This window comes from Streptomyces sp. CNP082 (genome assembly GCF_059570535.1).
In genome coordinates, this window is sequence record NZ_JCANSZ010000007.1 from 161,000 (window position 1) to 178,158 (window position 17,159).

General features: G+C 73.0%; 12 protein-coding genes. 2 read left to right on the forward strand and 10 right to left on the reverse strand.

Annotated features, from left to right (window positions below; all coding sequences use genetic code 11):
• Nucleotides 1-910 precede the first annotated feature (910 nt).
• From pssA to B124_RS09100, 9 genes are all read right to left on the reverse strand, one after another.
• Nucleotides 911-1,759 (reverse strand): CDP-diacylglycerol--serine O-phosphatidyltransferase, encoded by an 849-nt coding sequence (pssA, locus tag B124_RS09060; RefSeq protein WP_496502182.1) that lies wholly within the window; start codon nucleotides 1,757-1,759, stop codon nucleotides 911-913.
• A complete protein-coding gene (locus tag B124_RS09065; protein ID WP_496502183.1) occupies nucleotides 1,746-2,399 on the reverse strand; it encodes a phosphatidylserine decarboxylase in 654 nt (217 codons plus the stop codon). Before B124_RS09065 ends, pssA begins: the two co-directional genes overlap by 14 nt.
• 169 nt (nucleotides 2,400-2,568) lie before the next feature.
• The gene (locus tag B124_RS09070; protein ID WP_496502184.1) at nucleotides 2,569-3,786 is read right to left on the reverse strand and encodes an acyl-CoA dehydrogenase family protein; all 1,218 of its coding nucleotides are present in this window, start codon (nucleotides 3,784-3,786) and stop codon (nucleotides 2,569-2,571) included.
• Nucleotides 3,786-4,313: a MaoC family dehydratase gene (locus B124_RS09075; RefSeq protein ID WP_496502185.1), complete on the reverse strand. Its 528-nt coding sequence runs from the start codon at nucleotides 4,311-4,313 to the stop codon at nucleotides 3,786-3,788. Before B124_RS09075 ends, B124_RS09070 begins: the two co-directional genes overlap by 1 nt.
• Before the next feature lies 1 nt (nucleotide 4,314).
• On the reverse strand, nucleotides 4,315-5,289 hold the full coding sequence (locus B124_RS09080; RefSeq protein ID WP_496502186.1) for an HpcH/HpaI aldolase/citrate lyase family protein: 975 nt from the start codon (nucleotides 5,287-5,289) through the stop codon (nucleotides 4,315-4,317).
• A gap of 115 nt (nucleotides 5,290-5,404) precedes the next feature.
• Entirely contained in the window at nucleotides 5,405-7,462 is a 2,058-nt protein-coding gene (locus tag B124_RS09085) for a protein meaA (RefSeq protein WP_496502187.1), read from the reverse strand.
• Nucleotides 7,462-8,880: a crotonyl-CoA carboxylase/reductase gene (gene ccrA / locus B124_RS09090; protein WP_496502188.1), complete on the reverse strand. Its 1,419-nt coding sequence runs from the start codon at nucleotides 8,878-8,880 to the stop codon at nucleotides 7,462-7,464. The genes B124_RS09085 and ccrA overlap by 1 nt, the downstream gene beginning before the upstream one ends.
• 368 nt (nucleotides 8,881-9,248) lie before the next feature.
• The gene (locus B124_RS09095; protein WP_496502189.1) at nucleotides 9,249-10,046 is read right to left on the reverse strand and encodes a TetR family transcriptional regulator; all 798 of its coding nucleotides are present in this window, start codon (nucleotides 10,044-10,046) and stop codon (nucleotides 9,249-9,251) included.
• 83 nt (nucleotides 10,047-10,129) lie between these two features.
• Nucleotides 10,130-11,956 carry a 3-hydroxyacyl-CoA dehydrogenase family protein gene (locus B124_RS09100; RefSeq protein WP_496502190.1) on the reverse strand — a complete coding sequence of 609 codons (1,827 nt, stop codon included), beginning with the start codon at nucleotides 11,954-11,956 and terminating at the stop codon, nucleotides 10,130-10,132.
• A gap of 440 nt (nucleotides 11,957-12,396) precedes the next feature.
• Between B124_RS09100 and B124_RS09105 the strand changes: the two genes are divergently transcribed.
• A complete protein-coding gene (locus B124_RS09105) occupies nucleotides 12,397-13,008 on the forward strand; it encodes a HEAT repeat domain-containing protein (protein WP_496502191.1) in 612 nt (203 codons plus the stop codon).
• A gap of 104 nt (nucleotides 13,009-13,112) precedes the next feature.
• On the opposite strand, the gene B124_RS09110 is transcribed toward B124_RS09105, so the two are convergent.
• Nucleotides 13,113-14,204, reverse strand: a complete 1,092-nt coding sequence (locus B124_RS09110; RefSeq protein WP_496502192.1) for an Rv2578c family radical SAM protein — start codon at nucleotides 14,202-14,204, stop codon at nucleotides 13,113-13,115.
• Between the two features lie 310 nt (nucleotides 14,205-14,514).
• On the opposite strand from B124_RS09110, the gene B124_RS09115 reads away from it, so the two are divergent.
• Nucleotides 14,515-17,010 (forward strand): MFS transporter, encoded by a 2,496-nt coding sequence (locus B124_RS09115; RefSeq protein ID WP_496502282.1) that lies wholly within the window; start codon nucleotides 14,515-14,517, stop codon nucleotides 17,008-17,010.
• Nucleotides 17,011-17,159: the final 149 nt, after the last annotated feature.

Sequence of the window (17,159 nt, forward strand, 5' to 3'; positions counted from 1 at the left end):
CTCGGGGCTGCGCCCCGAGACCCGCCGGGGGGGCTCCGCCCCCGGCCCCCGCCTGGGCTGCGCCCCGGACCCCGCGGGGCTGCGCCCCGGACCCGCCTGGGCTCCGCCCCTGCACCCCCGGGGCTCCGCCCCCAACCCCGCACGGGACTCCGCCCCGGACCCCGGTGTGCCAAGCCCGTCACGTACGTCCGGGCCGCCGCGCGGTACAGCAGTGCCGCCGGCTCCGCGGGTACCGTGCGGCGTTTGCGACGAGCACCGTGTGCACCGGCGCAAGCTCCTTCGCTCCGCTTTCGCGCCCTGTCACGGGCGATCGGGCGAGGCCAGTCTGCTCTTAGCGAAGGCGGTTTGAGGCGCTGGTTCTCCCACAGGAATGTGCCTGTCGCCTTCGGTTTCGACGGCTTCCGGCATACGCGTTCAGGAGTGGAGGGCTATGAAGACGGCACAAGCGGCGGCCCGTTCGGGGGGGGCACGAGGTCTGGTGGTCGGCGTCGCCGCCGCAGTGGCGGCCTTGGGCGCTGGCCCGGTGGCGGCCCAGCCACCCGTGTTGCCTGCCTACGAGTGCGAGGATGGCGCCGGGGGGCTCGCGGTGGCCGCTGGCGTTCGCTGCCAGGCGTTGAACGGCGCCCCGGAGCAGGGCATCGTCCAAGGGGCCTTCGTTATCGCGTTCCCGACCGGCTCCTGGACATGTCACTTCGGGATGGCCGCTATGCCGGTGACAGTCACCGGACGCGGCTGCACCTGAGCCGATCCCTTGCCAGGGCGACGGGTCCGTGACTCCGACCCCGATCCAGGGCGGGCAGGCCGGAAAAGCCGTCGCGTCCGGGGGCCGTCCCCCGGACGCGACGGTGCGGTCCGTTCCCGGCGGTCGTTCTCGTCCGCTACGGGCCCCGCGGCCCGCGGCGGGCCCGGCTCAGCCCTGCGCGGCGGCCCGCGCCTCGCGGCGGCCGACGCGGAAGGTGTTCACCCGGCGGGCGGTGGCGAAGAGCGGGATCGTGGCGGCCGTCACTATCTGCAGCGCGCAGCCCGTCTGGAGCAGCAGCTGACCGTTCGGCGCGTCGAAGGCCCACGCGCCCAGGCAGGTCATGCTGACGAAGATCCACACGAGGGTGGCCACCGCGAGCCGGCCGCGCGGCTTGGGGTACTCCACCCGGCTCACCATCAGCCAGGCCACCCCGATGATCGCCAGCAGCGTCGGCACGAACGGCAGCTCCAGCAGCATCACCGAGATCACCGTCAGCGCCCCGAAGGGGCTCGGCATGCCCTGGAAGACGCCGTCCCGCACGGTCACGCAGGAGAACCGGGCTAGCCGCAGCACCACCGCCAGGACCACCGCGACCGCGGCCACCGTGGAGACCCGCTGGTGCGCGTCGTCGGCGACCATGCCGTAGACCAGCACGAAGTACGCGGGCGCCAGCCCGAAGCTGATCAGGTCGGAGAGGTTGTCCAGCTCCGCGCCCATCGCGGAGCTGCGCAGCTTGCGCGCCACCAGGCCGTCGAAGAGGTCGAAGACCGAGGCGAGCAGCATCAGGATCACGGCGGTGGCGGCGCTGTGCCGGGCGATGCCGCCGGCGTCCTCGCCCATCAGGTGCGGGACCAGCACGCCGGTGGTGGTGAAGTAGACGGCGAGGAAACCGCAGGTCGCGTTCGCCAGCGTGAGGGTGTCGGCGATCGACAGCCGCGTCGACAGCGGCATGTCGTCGTCGTCCTCGTCGACCTCGGGGACCCAGCCGGCCTTCGTCTCCGGATCAATCACGGTCAAGGCGCGTCACCCCCGCCGTGGTGGCCTGGCCGACGTCCACGCCGGGCGCGATGCCCTGCGGCAGGTACACGTCGACGCGGGAGCCGAAGCGGATCAGCCCGATGCGCTCGCCCTGCTCGACCTTGGTGCCGCGCGTCACGTACGGCACGATGCGGCGGGCGACCGCGCCGGCGATCTGGACCATCTCGACGTCGCCGAGCTCGGTGTCCAGATGCCACACCACGCGCTCGTTGTTGTCGCTCTCCTTGTTGAACGCGGGGACGTAGCTGCCGGGCACGTGCTCGACGGAGCTGACGGTGCCCGCCAGCGGCGCGCGGTTCACGTGCACGTTCAGCGGGCTCATGAAGACCGCGACCCGGGTGCGGCCGTCGGGCCACGGCGTGATGCTCTGCACCACGCCGTCGGCGGGGGAGATGACCCGGGCCGCGGTGATCTCGCGGTCGGGGTCGCGGAAGAACCACAGCATGCCCGCCGCCAGCGCGGCGGGGGGCACGGCGGCCAGCTTGTGGGGCCGGCGTCCGGAGCGGCGGGCGCGGGCGATGCTGAGGGCGGCGGTGGCCAAGGTCGGCAGGAGCCACGGCGATGCGCCGCGCGCCAGGCGGATCCGGCGGCGCGGAACGTTATCTGGGCTGTGGGGCATGTTTGACCTTCGTAGCGGGAGGGGGCCGCGGCGATGGGGGGACGGCGGCTTGTCGGGGATGCTATCGGTTGGCACCGGCAACTCGGCAAGCCGAAGCGAGCTTTCGCCCGCGGGGACCGAAGTGCCCGGTTGCCACGCCACCCCTGCCGCCTCCCCCTGAAGCAGTCCGTCAGCCCTGGGACCCGTACTCCTCCAGCAGTCGCCGTCCAATGATCATTTTCTGGATCTCGGCGGTTCCTTCACCAATGAGAAGCATCGGCGCCTCCCGGTAGAGGCGTTCGATCTCGTACTCCTTGGAGAAGCCGTAGCCGCCGTGGATGCGGAACGCGTCTTCCACGACTTCCTTGCAGTACTCCGAGGCGAGATATTTGGCCATCCCCGCCTCCAGGTCGTTACGTTCTCCGGTGTCCTTTTTGCGTGCCGCTCGCACCATCATCGCATGGGCGGCCTCGACCTTGGTAGCCATCTCGGCCAGTTTGAACTGGATTGCCTGGTGGCGGGCGATCTGGCGGCCGAAGGTCCGCCGCTGCTGGGCGTAGCCGACGCCGAGTTCGAAGGCGCGCTGGGCGACGCCGCAGCCGCGCGCGGCGACGTTCACCCGGCCCACCTCGACCCCGTCCATCATCTGGTAGAAACCCCGGCCGGCCCCCTCGGGGCCGCCGAGCACCCGGCCGGCCGGGACGCGCAGCCCGTCCATGATCAACTCGGTGGTGTCGACGCCCTTGTAGCCCATCTTGTCGATCTTGCCGGGGATGGTCAGCCCCGGCTTCACCGTGCCGAACCCCGGCTCCTTCTCCACCAGGAACGTCGTCATCGACCGGTGCGCGGGCGCATCAGGCCCGTGGCCCTCGTCCGTCCGGCAGAGCACCGCGACCAGCGACGACGTGCCGCCGTTGGTCAGCCACATCTTCTGGCCGGTGAGCAGGTAGTCGCCGCTGTCCGCATCCCGTACGCCCTTGGACGTGATCGCCGCCACGTCCGAGCCGAGCCCCGGCTCCGACATCGAGAACGCGCCGCGCACCTCGCCGGCGGCCATCCGGGGCAGGAAGTGCTCCCGCTGCTCCCGGGTGCCGTGCTGCTTGATCATGTACGCCACGATGAAGTGCGTGTTGATGATCCCCGACACGCTCATCCAGCCGCGGGCGATCTCCTCCACGCACAGCGCGTACGTGAGCAGTGACTCGCCGAGCCCGCCGTACTCCTCCGGGATCATGAGGCTGAAAACACCCAGGTCCTTCAGGCCCTCGACGATCTGTGCGGGATACTCGTCCCGGTGCTCCAGCTCGGTGGCCACCGGCAGGATCTCCTTGTCGGTGAAGTCGCGGACCGTGGCGACGATCTCGCGCTGGACCTCCGTCAGCCCCTCCGTCTGCGCCAGCCGCCCCATCACCGCTCCCCGCCGCGCTCGCCCGGCTCGACGGGTTCGGGGCGGCCCGGCTGCTCGCCGCCGCGCTCTTTCACGTACGCCGCCGTGGGCACCATCACCTTGCGCCGGAAGACGCAGACCAGGGTGCCGTCCTGCTTGTGGCCGCGGGTCTCGACGTACACGATGCCGCGGTCGTCCTTCGACTTCGACGGCCACTTGTCCAGGACGGTCGTCTCGCCGTAGACCGTGTCCCCGTGGAAGGTGGGCGCCACGTGCTTCAGCGACTCCACCTCCAGGTTGGCGATGGCCTTGCCGGAGACGTCCGGCACGGACATGCCGAGCAGCAGGGAGTACACGTAGTTGCCGACGACGACGTTGCGGCCGAAGTCGGTGGTCTCACCGGCGTAGTGCGCGTCGAGGTGCAGCGGGTGGTGGTTCATGGTCAGCAGGCAGAAGAGATGGTCGTCGTACTCGGTGACGGTCTTGCCCGGCCAGTGCTTGTACACCGCGCCCGGCTCGAACTCCTCGTAGGTGCGTCCGAACTGCATGTCAGCCCTCCGGCGGGGTGAAGGAGGTGGTGCGGGTCAGGCCGGCGGCGCGGCCCTTGCCCGAGACGACCAGGGCCATCTTGCGGCTCGCCTCGTCGATCATCTCGTCGCCGAGCATCGCCGAGCCCTTTCTGCCGCCCTCCTCGGAGGTGAAGTACTCGTACGCGTCCAGGATCAGCTCGGCGTGGTCGTAGTCCTCCTGGGACGGCGAGAAGACCTCGTTGGCCGCCTCCACCTGGCCCGGGTGCAGCACCCACTTGCCGTCGAAGCCGAGGGCGGCGGCGCGGCCGGCGACCTCGCGGAAGCCGTCGACGTTGCGGATCTGCAGGTACGGGCCGTCGATCGCCTGGAGGCCGTGGCTGCGGGCGGCCATCAGGATCCGCATGAGGATGTAGTGGTACGCGTCGGCGGGGTAACCGGGCGGCTGCTCGCCGACGACCAGGGACTTCATGTTGATCGACGCCATGAAGTCGGCGGGCCCGAAGACGATCGTCTCCAGCCGCGGCGAGGCGGCGGCGATGTCGTCGACGTTCACCAGCCCCTTGGCGTTCTCGATCTGCGCCTCGATGCCGATCCGGCCGGCCTCGAAGCCCATCGTCTTCTCGATCTGGGTGAGCAGCAGGTCCAGGGCGGTGATCTGGCCGGCGTCCTGGACCTTCGGCAGCATGATGCAGTCCAGGTTCTGCCCCGCGCCCTCGACGACCGTGACGACGTCCCGGTATGTCCAGTGCGTCGTCCAGTCGTTGACCCGTACCGCCCGGGTCTTGCCGCTCCAGTCGCCCTCGTTGAGGAACTTCACGATGGTGTGCCGCGCGTCCGGCTTCGCCAGCGGCGCGCAGGCGTCCTCCAGGTCCAGGAACACCTGGTCGGCCGGCAGCCCCTGCGCCTTCTCCAGGAACCGAGGGTTGGATCCCGGGACGGCGAGACAGGAACGCCGCGGGCGCAGGCGGTCGGTCGGGTGGTGGGCGGGGGTCATGCGGTGGCCTCCTGGGGGTCGGGCTTGTTCGCGAGCCCCGCTGCGCGGAGCGCGTTCGGTTCTGCCGCCGGTACAGCGCGGCGGACACGCTGTCGCCGCTGCTGCCGGGCGGCGGTCATGCAGGGGTCTCCCGGGGGTCGAGCTTGTTCGCGAGCCGGATCTCCTCGACGATACGGCCGATGATCTGCGTGATTCCGAAGTCCTTCGGGGTGAACACGGCCGCCACCCCGGCGGCGCGCAGCGCCTCGGCGTCCGCCGCGGGGATGATGCCGCCGACGACGACGGGCACGTCGCCGGCGCCGGCGCGGCGCAGCCGGTCCAGCACGTCGGGGACGAGTTCGGCGTGTGCGCCGGAGAGGATGGACAGGCCGACGCAGTGCACGTCCTCGGCGACCGCGGCGGTGGCGATCTGCTCGGGTGTCAGCCGGATGCCCTGGTAGACGACCTCGAAGCCGGCGTCCCGGGCGCGTACGGCGATCTGCTCGGCGCCGTTGCTGTGCCCGTCGAGGCCCGGCTTGCCGACGAGCAGCCGCAGCCGGCCGCTGCCCAGCTCCGCGGCGGTGCGCGCGGCCCGGTCCCGTACGGCGGTGAGCGCGGCTGCGGTACCCGTTTCGCCCGCTGTTCTGCCGTCCGTTCTGCCGTCCGTGTCCGCCGGGACGGCGACGGGCGCGCCGCCGACGCCCGTGGGGGCGCGGAACTCGCCGAAGACGTCGCGCAGCGCCCAGGCCCACTCGCCGGTGGTGACGCCGGCGCGGGCGCACTCCAGCGACGCGGGCATGAGGTTGGCCGTGCCGGCCGCTGCGGCCTTCAGCGCCGACAGCGCCCGCTGCGCGCGCGGCTCGTCGCGGGACAGGCGCCACTCGTGCATCGCGGCGACGACGCGCGCCTCCACGTCCGCATCGACGGTCATGACGGCGGTGTCGACGTCCGCGGTGAGCGGGCTGGGCTCCGTCTCCGTATGGCAGTTGACGCCGACGATCTTCTCCTCGCCCGACTCGATCCGGGCCCGCCGCTCGGCGTGCGAGGCCACGAGCTGCGCCTTGAGGTAGCCGGACGCCACGGCCGCGACGGCGCCGCCCAACTGCTCGATGTGCGCCATCTCGGCGGTCGCCCCCTCGACCAGCTCGGCCACCCGCGCCTCCACCACGTGGCTGCCGTCGAAGAGGTCGGGGTGCTCCAGCAGGTCGCTCTCGTACGCCAGCACCTGCTGGATGCGCAGGCTCCACTGCTGGTCCCACGGGCGCGGCAGGCCCAGCGCCTCGTTCCAGGCGGGCAGTTGCACGGCGCGGGCGCGGGCGTCCTTCGACAGCGTCACGGCCAGCATCTCCAGCACGATGCGCTGCACGTTGTTCTCCGGCTGCGCCTCGGTCAGGCCGAGGGAGTTGACCTGCACGCCATAGCGGAAGCGGCGCTGCCGGGGGTCCTCGATGCCGTAGCGCTCGCGGGTGAGGGTGTCCCAGACGCGGCTGAACGCCCGCATCTTGCACATCTCCTCGACGAACCGGACCCCGGCGTTGACGAAGAAGGAGATCCGGCCGACGACATCGCCCATCCGCTCCGCCGGCACCTGGCCGGAGTCGCGGACCGCGTCCAGGACGGCGGTCGCGGTGGCCATCGCGTACGCGATCTCCTGCACCGGCGTCGCGCCCGCCTCCTGCAGGTGGTAGCTGCAGATGTTGACGGGGTTCCACTTCGGCATCCTGCCGACGGTGTACGCGATGGTGTCGGTGGTCAGCCGCAGCGAGGGCCCGGGCGGGAAGACGTACGTGCCGCGGGAGAGGTACTCCTTGACGATGTCGTTCTGCGTGGTGCCCGCGAGCCGCGCGATCCCCGCGTCGTCCAGGCCCTGCTCCTCGGCGACCACCTGGTAGAGCGCCAGCAGCCACATCGCGGTGGCGTTGATGGTCATGGACGTGTTCGTCCGCTCCAGCGGGATGCCCGCGAAGAGGCGGCGCATGTCGCCCAGGTGCGAAACGGGCACCCCGACGCGGCCGACCTCGCCGCGCGCGAGCACGTGGTCGGGGTCGTAGCCGGTCTGGGTGGGCAGGTCGAAGGCGACCGAAAGCCCGGTCTGGCCCTTGGCCAGATTGCGCCGGTACAGCTCGTTGGACGCCTCGGCGGTGGAGTGGCCGGCGTAGGTGCGCATCAGCCAGGGCCGGTCCTTGACCGCCATCACGCGTTCCCCGCGTGCGCGACGGCCCGCTGGTGCCTGCCGCGGCGGCCGTGCTCCGCGGCCGGCGGCGGTTCGGGCGCGGGGTCGCTGCGGAAGAGCCGGATCGCGTCGATGTGCGCGGCGCGCTTCTCCTCGTCGCGTACGCCCAGGCCCTCGGCCGGGGCGAGGCAGAGCACGCCGACCTTGCCCTGGTGCAGGTTGCGGTGGACGTCGTACGCCGCCTGGCCGGTCCGGGCCAGCGGGTAGGTCTTCGACAGGGTGGGGTGGATCCGGCCCTTGTCGACAAGGCGATTCGCCTCCCATGCCTCGCGGTAGTTGGCGAAGTGCGAGCCGACGATGCGCTTCAGCGACATCCACAGGTAGCGGTTGTCGTACTCGTGTACGAAACCGGAGGTGGAGGCGCAGGTGACGATGGTGCCGCCGCGGCGGGTGACGTAGACGGAGGCGCCGAAGGTCTCCCGGCCGGGGTGCTCGAAGACGATGTCGACGTCCTCGCCGCCGGTCAGCTCGCGGATGCGCGCGCCGAAGCGCTTCCACTCGCGCGGGTCCTGCTGGTGCTCGTCGCGCCAGAAGCGGTAGTCCTCGCCGCGGCGGTCGATGATGGCCCCGGCGCCCATCCGGCGGCAGATCTCCGCCTTCTCGGGGCTGGAGACCACGCAGATGGGCGTGGCGCCGCCGGCGAGTGCGAACTGCGTGGCGTACGAGCCGAGTCCGCCGCTCGCGCCCCAGATGAGCACGTTGTCGCCCTGCTTCATCGCGGCGCCGTTCCTGGAGACGAGCTGGCGGTACGCGGTGGAGTTGACCAGTCCGGGAGAGGCGGCCTCCTCCCAGGTCAGGTGGGCCGCCTTGGGCATGAGCTGGTTGGACTTCACCAGTGCGAGCTCCGCGAGGCCGCCGAAGTTGGTCTCGAAGCCCCAGATGCGCTGCTCGGGGTCGAGCATCGTGTCGTCGTGGCCGTCGGCGCTCTCCAGCTCCACCGACAGGCAGTGCGCCACCACCTCGTCGCCCGGCCGCCAGGCGACGACGCCGGGTCCGGTGCGCAGGACGACGCCGGCGAGGTCGGAGCCGATGACGTGGTACGGCAGGTCGTGGCGCTTGGCGAGGGGGGAGAGGCGGCCGTAGCGCTCCAGGAAGGCAAAGGTGGACAGGGGCTCGAAGATCGAGCTCCACACCGAGTTGTAGTTCACGGAGCTGGCCATGACCGCCACCAGGGCCTCGCCGGGGCCGAGTTCCGGCACCGGGACTTCGTCCAGGTGCAGCGACTTGCGCGGGTCCTTCTGCCGGGTGGTGAGGCCGTCGAACATCTCCGCCTCGTCCTTGTGCACCGTCACGGCCCGGTAGGACTCGGGCAGGGGCAGGGAGGCGAAGTCGGCGGCGGTGCTGTCGGGTGCCTGAATCGCGGCGAGTATCTCGTTCATGGTGCTGCCTCCGGCGAAGCGTGTCGGGGACGCTTGAGGGACGTCGGGGGTGAGAGCTGTGGTGCGTGCTGCGGTTCGGCGCCGGCGGTGACGCCGGTGTGCGCGGTACGGGCGCGGTGGCGCCCGGGTGCCTGTGACGAGGCGTGGGCCGGGTCGCGAGCCGGGGCTCGCGGGGACAGCCGGCGCGCGCTCGGGTGTCGTGCGCCGGTCACCCGGATATCCCGTACCGTATGGCACGGCGTGCCAGACGACAAGACACTCGGTGCCAACAATTTCTCTCACATGTGGTCACCAGTGCACGGATGAGCGCACGAAGGCTCCCCGGCCGGACCCGGCCGGGGAGCCTATGGAGGGGGTGAACCCGCAGGTCAGCTAGTCTTCAGCGCCTTCTCGATGGTGCGCATGACCTGGCTCAGCGGCGCGTCCGTACGGGCGACCGCGACGAGCACATCCGCACCGTCGCCGCCGGCCGTGACGACCGCCGGAGCGCCCGCTGTGCCCGCTGTGCCTGTCTCGGCGCTGCCCAGGAACGCCGGCTGGCCGGCGCCGGTGAACCGGGCCCGTACCACCGCGAAGGCGCGGTCGAGCTGGCCCTGCACGTCGCCCTCGGCGCCCGCGCGCAGCCAGCGGCGCAGCACGTGGTTGTGCGCGGTGACCACGGCCGTTGCCGCGACCTCGGCGAGCAGCGGGCCGTCGTCGCCGTCCTGGTGCGCGCCCTCGTCGAAGTGGCCCAGCAGATAGCGGGTGAACAGCCGCTCGTAGCGGGAGACCGAGGCGATCTCGCGCTCGCGCAGCGTCGGCACCTCCCGGGTCAGGCGGTAGCGCTCGACGGAGACCGCGGGCTGGGCCGCGTACATCCGCATGACCTCCCGGATGCCGCGGCAGACGGTGTCCAGCGGGTACTCGTGCGGCGGCGCGGCGTCCAGGACGGCCTTCACCCGCTCCAGGGTGTCGTCGTGGTCGGGGAAGATCGCCTCTTCCTTGGAGCGGAAGTGGCGGAAGAAGGTGCGGCGGGCGACGCCCGCCGCGGCGGCGATCTCGTCCACTGTCGTCGCCTCGTAGCCCTTGGTCGCGAAGAGCTCCATCGCGGCAGCCGCGATGTCGCGGCGCATCTTCAGGCGCTGGGTGCTGGAGGTCGAGCGGCTGGGCTTCGCAGGCTGGGACATGTAAGGAACGTACTCCATGCGTGGCCCCCGGAACGCGGGCAATTCCAAGGGAAGGCGGCGGTCCGGGGGCGGGCGGCCGGGGCTCAGCGCGCGGCGGCGGCGTACTCGCGGAAGCCGCGGCCCGTCTTGCGGCCGAGGCAGCCCGCGGCGACCAGGTGCTCCAGCAGCGGGGCGGGGGCGAGGCCGGGGTCGCGGAACTCGCGGTGCAGCCCCCGCTCGATGGCAAGCGAGACATCCAGGCCGACGACGTCGAGCAGTTCGAAGGGGCCCATGGGGTAGCCGCCGCCGAGCTTCATCGCCGCATCGATGTCGTCGGGCGAGGCGTAGTGCTCCTGGACCATCTTCACCGCGTTGTTCAGATACGGGAACAGCAGCGCGTTGACGATGAAGCCGGCCCGGTCGCCGCAGTCCACCGCGTGCTTGCCCAGCCGGGCGCAGACCGCGCGGACGGTGGCGTGCGCGTCGTCCGCGGTACGGACCGTGCGCACCACCTCGACGAGCTTCATCACCTGCGCCGGGTTGAAGAAGTGCATGCCGATCACGTCCTGGGGGCGCGAGGTGGCGGCGGCGCAGGCGACGACGGGCAGCGAGGACGTGGTGGTGGCCAGCACCGCGCCCGGCGCGGCGACCTTGTCCAGCGCGGCGAACAACTGCCGCTTGACCGCCAGGTCCTCGGCCACGGCCTCCACGACCAGACCGGCGCCGGTCAGCGCGTCCAGGGACCCGGCGGGGGAGATCCGGGCCAGCGCGGCGTCGCGGTCCGCGGGGCTGAGGCGGCCCCTGGCGGCGGAGCGGTCCAGCGACGCGGCGATGCGGGCCCGGGCCGCCGCCGCCTTCTCCGCGCTGCGGGCGGCGAGCGTGACCGCGTACCCCGCCCTGGCGCAGACCTCCGCGATGCCGCTCGCCATCGTGCCGGAGCCGGCGACCCCGATCTCCTCGACCGGCCGCGGCGGCACGCCGGAGCCCGCGGCGGCGCCGGGCGGGGCGTCCGGCACGACGGTGCCGCTGCCGGGGGCGTCGTACGCGTAGAAGCCGCGGCCCGCCTTGCGGCCGGTCAGGCCCGCGGCCGTCAACTGGCCGAGGACGGGCGCGGGGGCGTGCAGCCGGTCCCGCGACGCGGCGTACATGGCCTCCAGCACCGTGCGGGCGGTGTCGACGCCGATCAGGTCGAGCAGCTCCAGCGGGCCCATCGGCAGCCCGCAGCCGAGCTTCATCGCCGCGTCGATGTCCTCGCGGGTGGCGTACCGCGACTCATACATCGCCGCGGCCTGGTTGAGATAGCCGAAGAGCAGCCCGTCGGCGATGAAACCGGGCCGGTCGCCCACCGCGACGGGCTCCTTGCCCAACTCCTGCACCAGCGCGGTGACCTGCCGGACCGCGAGCGGCTCGGTGAGCACGGAGGAGACCACCTCCACCAGCCGCATCGCCTGGACCGGGGTGAAGAAGTGCAGGCCGAGGACGCGCTCGGGGCGGGCGGAGGCGGCGGCGAGGCGGGTGACGGACAGGGCGTTGGTGCCGGTGGCGAGCACCGTGCCGGGGCGGACGACGCGGTCCAGCTCCGCGATGACCTGCTGCTTGAGCTCGTACGACTCGGGCACCACCTCGATGACCAGGTCCGCCTCCGCGGCGGCGCGCAGGTCGGGGAAGGTCCGCAGCCGGGCCAGGACACCGGCGCGGTCGTCCGCGGCGAGCCGGCCGCGGGCGACGGCGCGGTCCGTGCCGCGCTCCAGCGCGCCGACGCAGGCGCGGGCCGCGGCCTCGCTGACGTCGATGCCGATGACCTCACGGCCGGAGCGGGCCAGCACCTCGCACAGGCCGGTGCCCATCGTGCCGAGGCCGACGACGGCCACGGTGGGGAAGACGGCGGGGGAGGGTTTCGAGGGGGACAGGGGGAGAGGGCTGCGGTCCATCGCGGGACTCCAGTCGTGACGCGGGTGAAAACGCTGGTAAAGACGCTGGTAAAGGGGCCGGGCCGCGCGCACGGCGGCGGGACCGGGGCACGGGGGCCCGCGGCGGGGAACAGCGCGGCGGCGGGCGCGCGGGGACGAGGCCCGCGGCCGGCCCTGTCCCGGGGCCGGGCGTCCTCGCCACGGGCGCAAGGGTGCCCGTCGCGCGTGCTGTCAGTTGCCGAACCGATTCAGCTCTCGGCGGCTGCGTCACCAGACCGCCCGAGCAGGGGTGCTGCTCGTCCCCGAAGCTTAACTCGTGAGTAACCATGGGCGCCAGGGGGTGAATCAGGGAATGTACCCAGCAGCCGGGGCACACATGGAGTGAACCCCGATCGACGAGCCCGTCACCGACCGGTGCCGGGTACGTACCCTGAGTGCCGGCGAGGGCAGGGGGCCGAGGCATGGACCAGGAGTATCTGGTGCTCACCGAACGCATCCGCGGCAGGCTGGAGGACCCGCCGGCGCGTGCACGGTTCGAGCACATGACCGCGCTCGCGCGGCAGGGCACGACCACCGCCCACGAAGAGCTGGCGCGCGTGCTGGAGCTGCCGGGCGAGCCGCTGTGGACCCGGGAGCTGGCGGCCTTCGTGCTGGGCACGGCGGGGGACCGGCGGGCGTTCGAGACGCTGGTGCTGCTGCTCAACTACCGCGATCCGGTACGGGCGGAGAGCGCCGCGTGCGCGCTGGCCCGGCTCGGCGACCCGCGTACGGCGCGGGCGGCGGCGGCGCTGGCGACGAACCCGCTGCGCACCGCGTACGCGCTGCACGCCATCCGGCTGCTGGTCCGGCTGCGGGCGCCGGAGTCGGCGCCGTCGCTGATCAGCACGCTCCAGCGGCTGGTGCGCGAGCCGCAGCACCACTGGCCGATCGCCACGGCCTGCGTCGAGGGGCTGGGCGAGCTGGGCGACCCGCGCGCGATCCCGGCGCTCTCCGAGGCGCTGGGCTTCCCGCAGTTATGGCGCGCGGCCACGGCGGCGATCACCCGCATCGGCCCGCGCACCCCGTCGCGGTGAGGCGGCGCCCCGCGGCGGGGCGGGCCGCGGGCGCGGGCGGCGCGGGCGGCACGGGCGCGGGCGCGGCGGTACGGGGCCGGGGCGTGCCGCCGGGACCGGCGGCGTCAGAGCAGCGTCAACTGCGTGTTCTGCGGGGCCGCCGGCTGCCCGCCGGGCTCCTCCGCGGGCTCGATGCGGCGCGCGGTGCCGGGGGCCGACGGGCCTATGCCCAGCTCCGTCGCGTACTCGTGCACCTGCCGGGTGATCTGGCGCTGGTACCACTTCGGCGCGTACGACCCGCCCGCGTACATCGTGCGGTACCGGCGGACCAGATGCGGGTGATGGTGCTCCAGCCAGGCCATGAACCACTCCCGCGCGCCCGGCCGCAGATGCAGCACCAGCGGCGTCACCGAGGTGGCCCCCGCCTGCGCCACCGCCCGCACCGTGGCGCGCAGTTGCCCGGGGGAGTCGCTGAGGAACGGGACCACCGGCGCCATCAGCACCCCGCAGCCGATGCCGTGCTCCGCGAGCGTGCGCACCACGTCGAGCCGGCGCTGCGGCGCGGGCGTCCCCGGCTCGACGGTCCGCCACAGCTCCTCGTCCAGGAAGCCCACGGAGACCGCGACCCCGACCTGCGTGACCTCGGCCGACTGCTTGAGCAGCGGCAGGTCGCGGAGGATGAGCGTGCCCTTGGTGAGGATCGAGTACGGGTTGGCGAAGTCCCGCAGCGCGGCGAGGATGCCGGGCATCAGCCGGTAGCGCCCCTCGGCCCGCTGGTAGCAGTCGACGTTCGTGCCCATGGCGATGTGCTCGCCGCGCCACCGGCGGCTCGCCAGCTCGCGGCGCAGCAGCTCCGGGGCGTTGACCTTCACCACGATCTGCGAGTCGAAGCCGCGGCCGGTGTCGAGGTCCAGATAGCCGTGCGTCTTGCGGGCGAAGCAGTAGACGCAGGCGTGACTGCAGCCTCTGTACGGGTTCACGGTCCAGTCGAAGGCCATCCGCGACGCCCCCGGCACCCTGTTGACGATCGAGCGCGCCCGCACCTCGTGGAACGTGATGCCGCGGAACTCGGGGGTGTCGAACGTGCGGCTGACGACGGCCGCCGTGCCGAAGAGGGCCTGCGGCGCGGCGCCCCCCGTGGCCGCGCCGCCGCCGTCGGCGGCGTTGTCGGCGTCGGCGGCGTTGTCGGCGTCGTCGGTCAGATTTTCCCAGCGCATCGGCACCTCCCGTTGATCTGACGCCGAGAATAGAACACACGTTCCCTTCGCGTCGAGTCCCCGATCGGGTGATCCCGGCGGGCGCCGTACGGGACGTTCCCCCGCGCTGCCTCACCGGTTCGGGTGGTTCCCCGCCGTGCCCCCCGCGCGCCCCCGGCACCGCCCTGCCGCCCCGAAAGCCGCTGATGAGCGACCGATGGGCGCGCCGGGCAGCCGAGTTGGCGCGCCGCCCCGCGGCCGTGCGGGGGAGTGAACCGCGTTTGCCCCCGGATCTTGGGCGGTGCGAGAAATGGTGCGGCGCAGGCGGACGATGGGGAGCTGGCAGGTGGGGACGACCCTGGTGAACGACGAGCCGGTCACCGCGCCCGCGGCGGCCGGCCCGGCGGCGGGCCCGCCGGAGCCGGCTGGGCCGCCGGGACGTACCGGAGAGGGCGGACCTCCGGCCGGACCCGGCCCGGCGGACGGCTGCGGCGACGGCGGCGCGCTGAGCCCCCGGCGCGTACGCCTGGTTGTGCTGGCCCTGATGTTCGCGCTGCTGCTCGCCACGCTGGAGCAGATGATCGTGGCCACTGCCCTGCCGAAGATCGTCGGCGAACTGCACGGCCTGGACCGGATGTCCTGGGCGATCACCGCCTATCTGCTCACCGCCACCATCGGGCTGCCGATCTACGGCAAGCTCGGCGACCTCTTCGGCCGCAAGGGCGTCTTCCAGTTCGCCATCGTGGTGTTCGTCATCGGCTCCGGTCTCGCCGGGGCCGCGCGCGGCATGGACCAGCTCATCGCCTTCCGCGCCGTCCAGGGCCTGGGCGCGGGCGGCCTCATGATCGGCGTGCAGGCGATCATCGCGGACATCGTCCCGTCCCGTGACCGCGGCCGGTACATGGGCCTGATCGGCGCCGCCTTCGGTCTCGCCTCGGTCGCCGGACCGCTGCTCGGCGGGTTCTTCACCGACGAGCTGTCCTGGCGCTGGTGCTTCTACTTCAACGTGCCCTTCGGCCTGCTCACCCTGCTGGTGACCGGCCTGGTGCTGAAGCTGCCCAAGCCCGCCGCCCGGCCCCGCCTCGACGTCCTCGGCGCGCTGTTCCTCGCCGCCGCCTCCACCTGCCTGGTGCTGCTGACCAGTTGGGGCGGCCTGGAGTACGACTGGACCTCCGACGTCATCCTCGGCCTCGGCGCCGGCGCCGTCGGCTCCGCCCTCCTGCTGCTCGTCATCGAGCGCTTCGCCGTCGAACCCGTCATGCCGCTGCGGCTCTTCCGCGACAGCATCTTCAACGTCACCTCCCTGGTCGGGGTGGCGACCGGGGCGGCGATGTTCGCCGCGGCCAGCTATCTGCCGTCCTTCCTGCAGATGGTCGAAGGCGCCAGCGCCACCGCGTCCGGACTGCTGATGCTGCCGATGATGATCGGCACCGTCGTCGCCTCCCTCGTCTCCGGCCAGCTCATCACCCGCACCGGCCGCTACCGCCCCTACCCGGTACTCGGCTGCGCCCTCGGCGCCGTCGGCATGTGGCTGCTCTCCCGCCTGGACGAGAACACCTCGCAGCTTTCGTACAGCATCTGGATGGCCGTCCTCGGCATCGGCCTCGGCCTTGTCCTGCCCGCGCTCATCCTCGCCGTGCAGAACGCCGTACGCCCCGCCGACCTGGGCGTCGCGACCAGTGCGCACAACTACTTCCGGCAGATCGGCGGGTCGGTCGGCGCGGCCGTCTTCGGCACGGTCTTCTTCGACCGCCTCGCCGGCGAACTGGCCCTCGCCCTCCCCCCGCCGCCCCCCGGTGCCTCGCTGCCCGACCCGGAGTCGATCACCCCCGAGGCCGTCCACGCGCTCGACGCCGAGCTGCGCGACGGCTACGTCCGCGCCTACGCCGAGGCCATGCCGGGCATCTTCCTGTACCTGGTGCCCGTGCTCGTCGTCGGCCTGCTGCTGGCGTTCCTGCTGAAGGAGAGACCACTGGTGTCCCAGAACCTCCCGGGGCCCGGCCCCGCCATGGACGAGTACCCGGTCGACTCCCCCGTGCCCGCCGCCCGCGGCGCCGTCCCGGCGGGCGCCGGCGTGCCGGTCTGCGGCAGCGTGCAGCACCAGGACGGCACCACCGTGCCGCGTGCGGCGCTCACGCTCATCGACGGCGCGGGCCGCCAGGTGGGGCGCGACGCCAGCCGCGAGGACGGCAGGTACGTGCTGCCCACCCCCGGCTCCGGCTCATACGTCCTGGTGGCCGCGGCCGGCGGGCACCAGCCGCAGGCCGTCACGGTCATCGTGGGGGACCGGCCGGTCGAGCTGGACCTCGTGCTCGGCGGCGCCGGCCGCATCAGCGGCACCGTCGCGGCGGCGGACGGCACGCCGCTGGGCAACGTCGTCGTGACGCTCACCGACGCGCGCGGGGAGGTCGTCGCCTCGGCGCGCAGCGGCCACGACGGCGCGTACGCCATCGGCGAGCTGGTCGCCGGCGAGTACACCCTCGCGGCCACCGCGCCGGGCTTTAGGCCCGCGGCGCTGCCGGTCTCGGTGCAGGCGGCGCGGGAGACCCGGCGGGACGTCGAGCTGGCCGGCGGCGCGGTGCTGCGCGGCACGGTGCGCGCGTACGGCGGCCGGCCGGTGGAGGACGCCCGGGTCACGCTGCTCGACGCCGCCGGCAACGTCGTCGACACCGGCACCACGGGGCCGGACGGCGTGTTCCGGTTCGTCGACCTGTCGGCGGGCGAGTACACGGTCATCGCCGCGGGGTACCCGCCGGTGGCCACGGTGCTGCGGGTGGAGGGCGGCGGGCGTACGGAGCGGGACCTCCAGCTCGGACACGGCGACTGACGGCGATTCACGTCGGCTGACGGGGACTGACGGCGACTGACGGCGGAGCGGTGCCCGGCCGCCCCGCCCTCCCCGGGACGCCGTCGCCGGGGGTGCGCCGCCGGCCGTCGCGACCGGCCCTGCTCCGGCTGGAGCAGGGCCGGGACTGG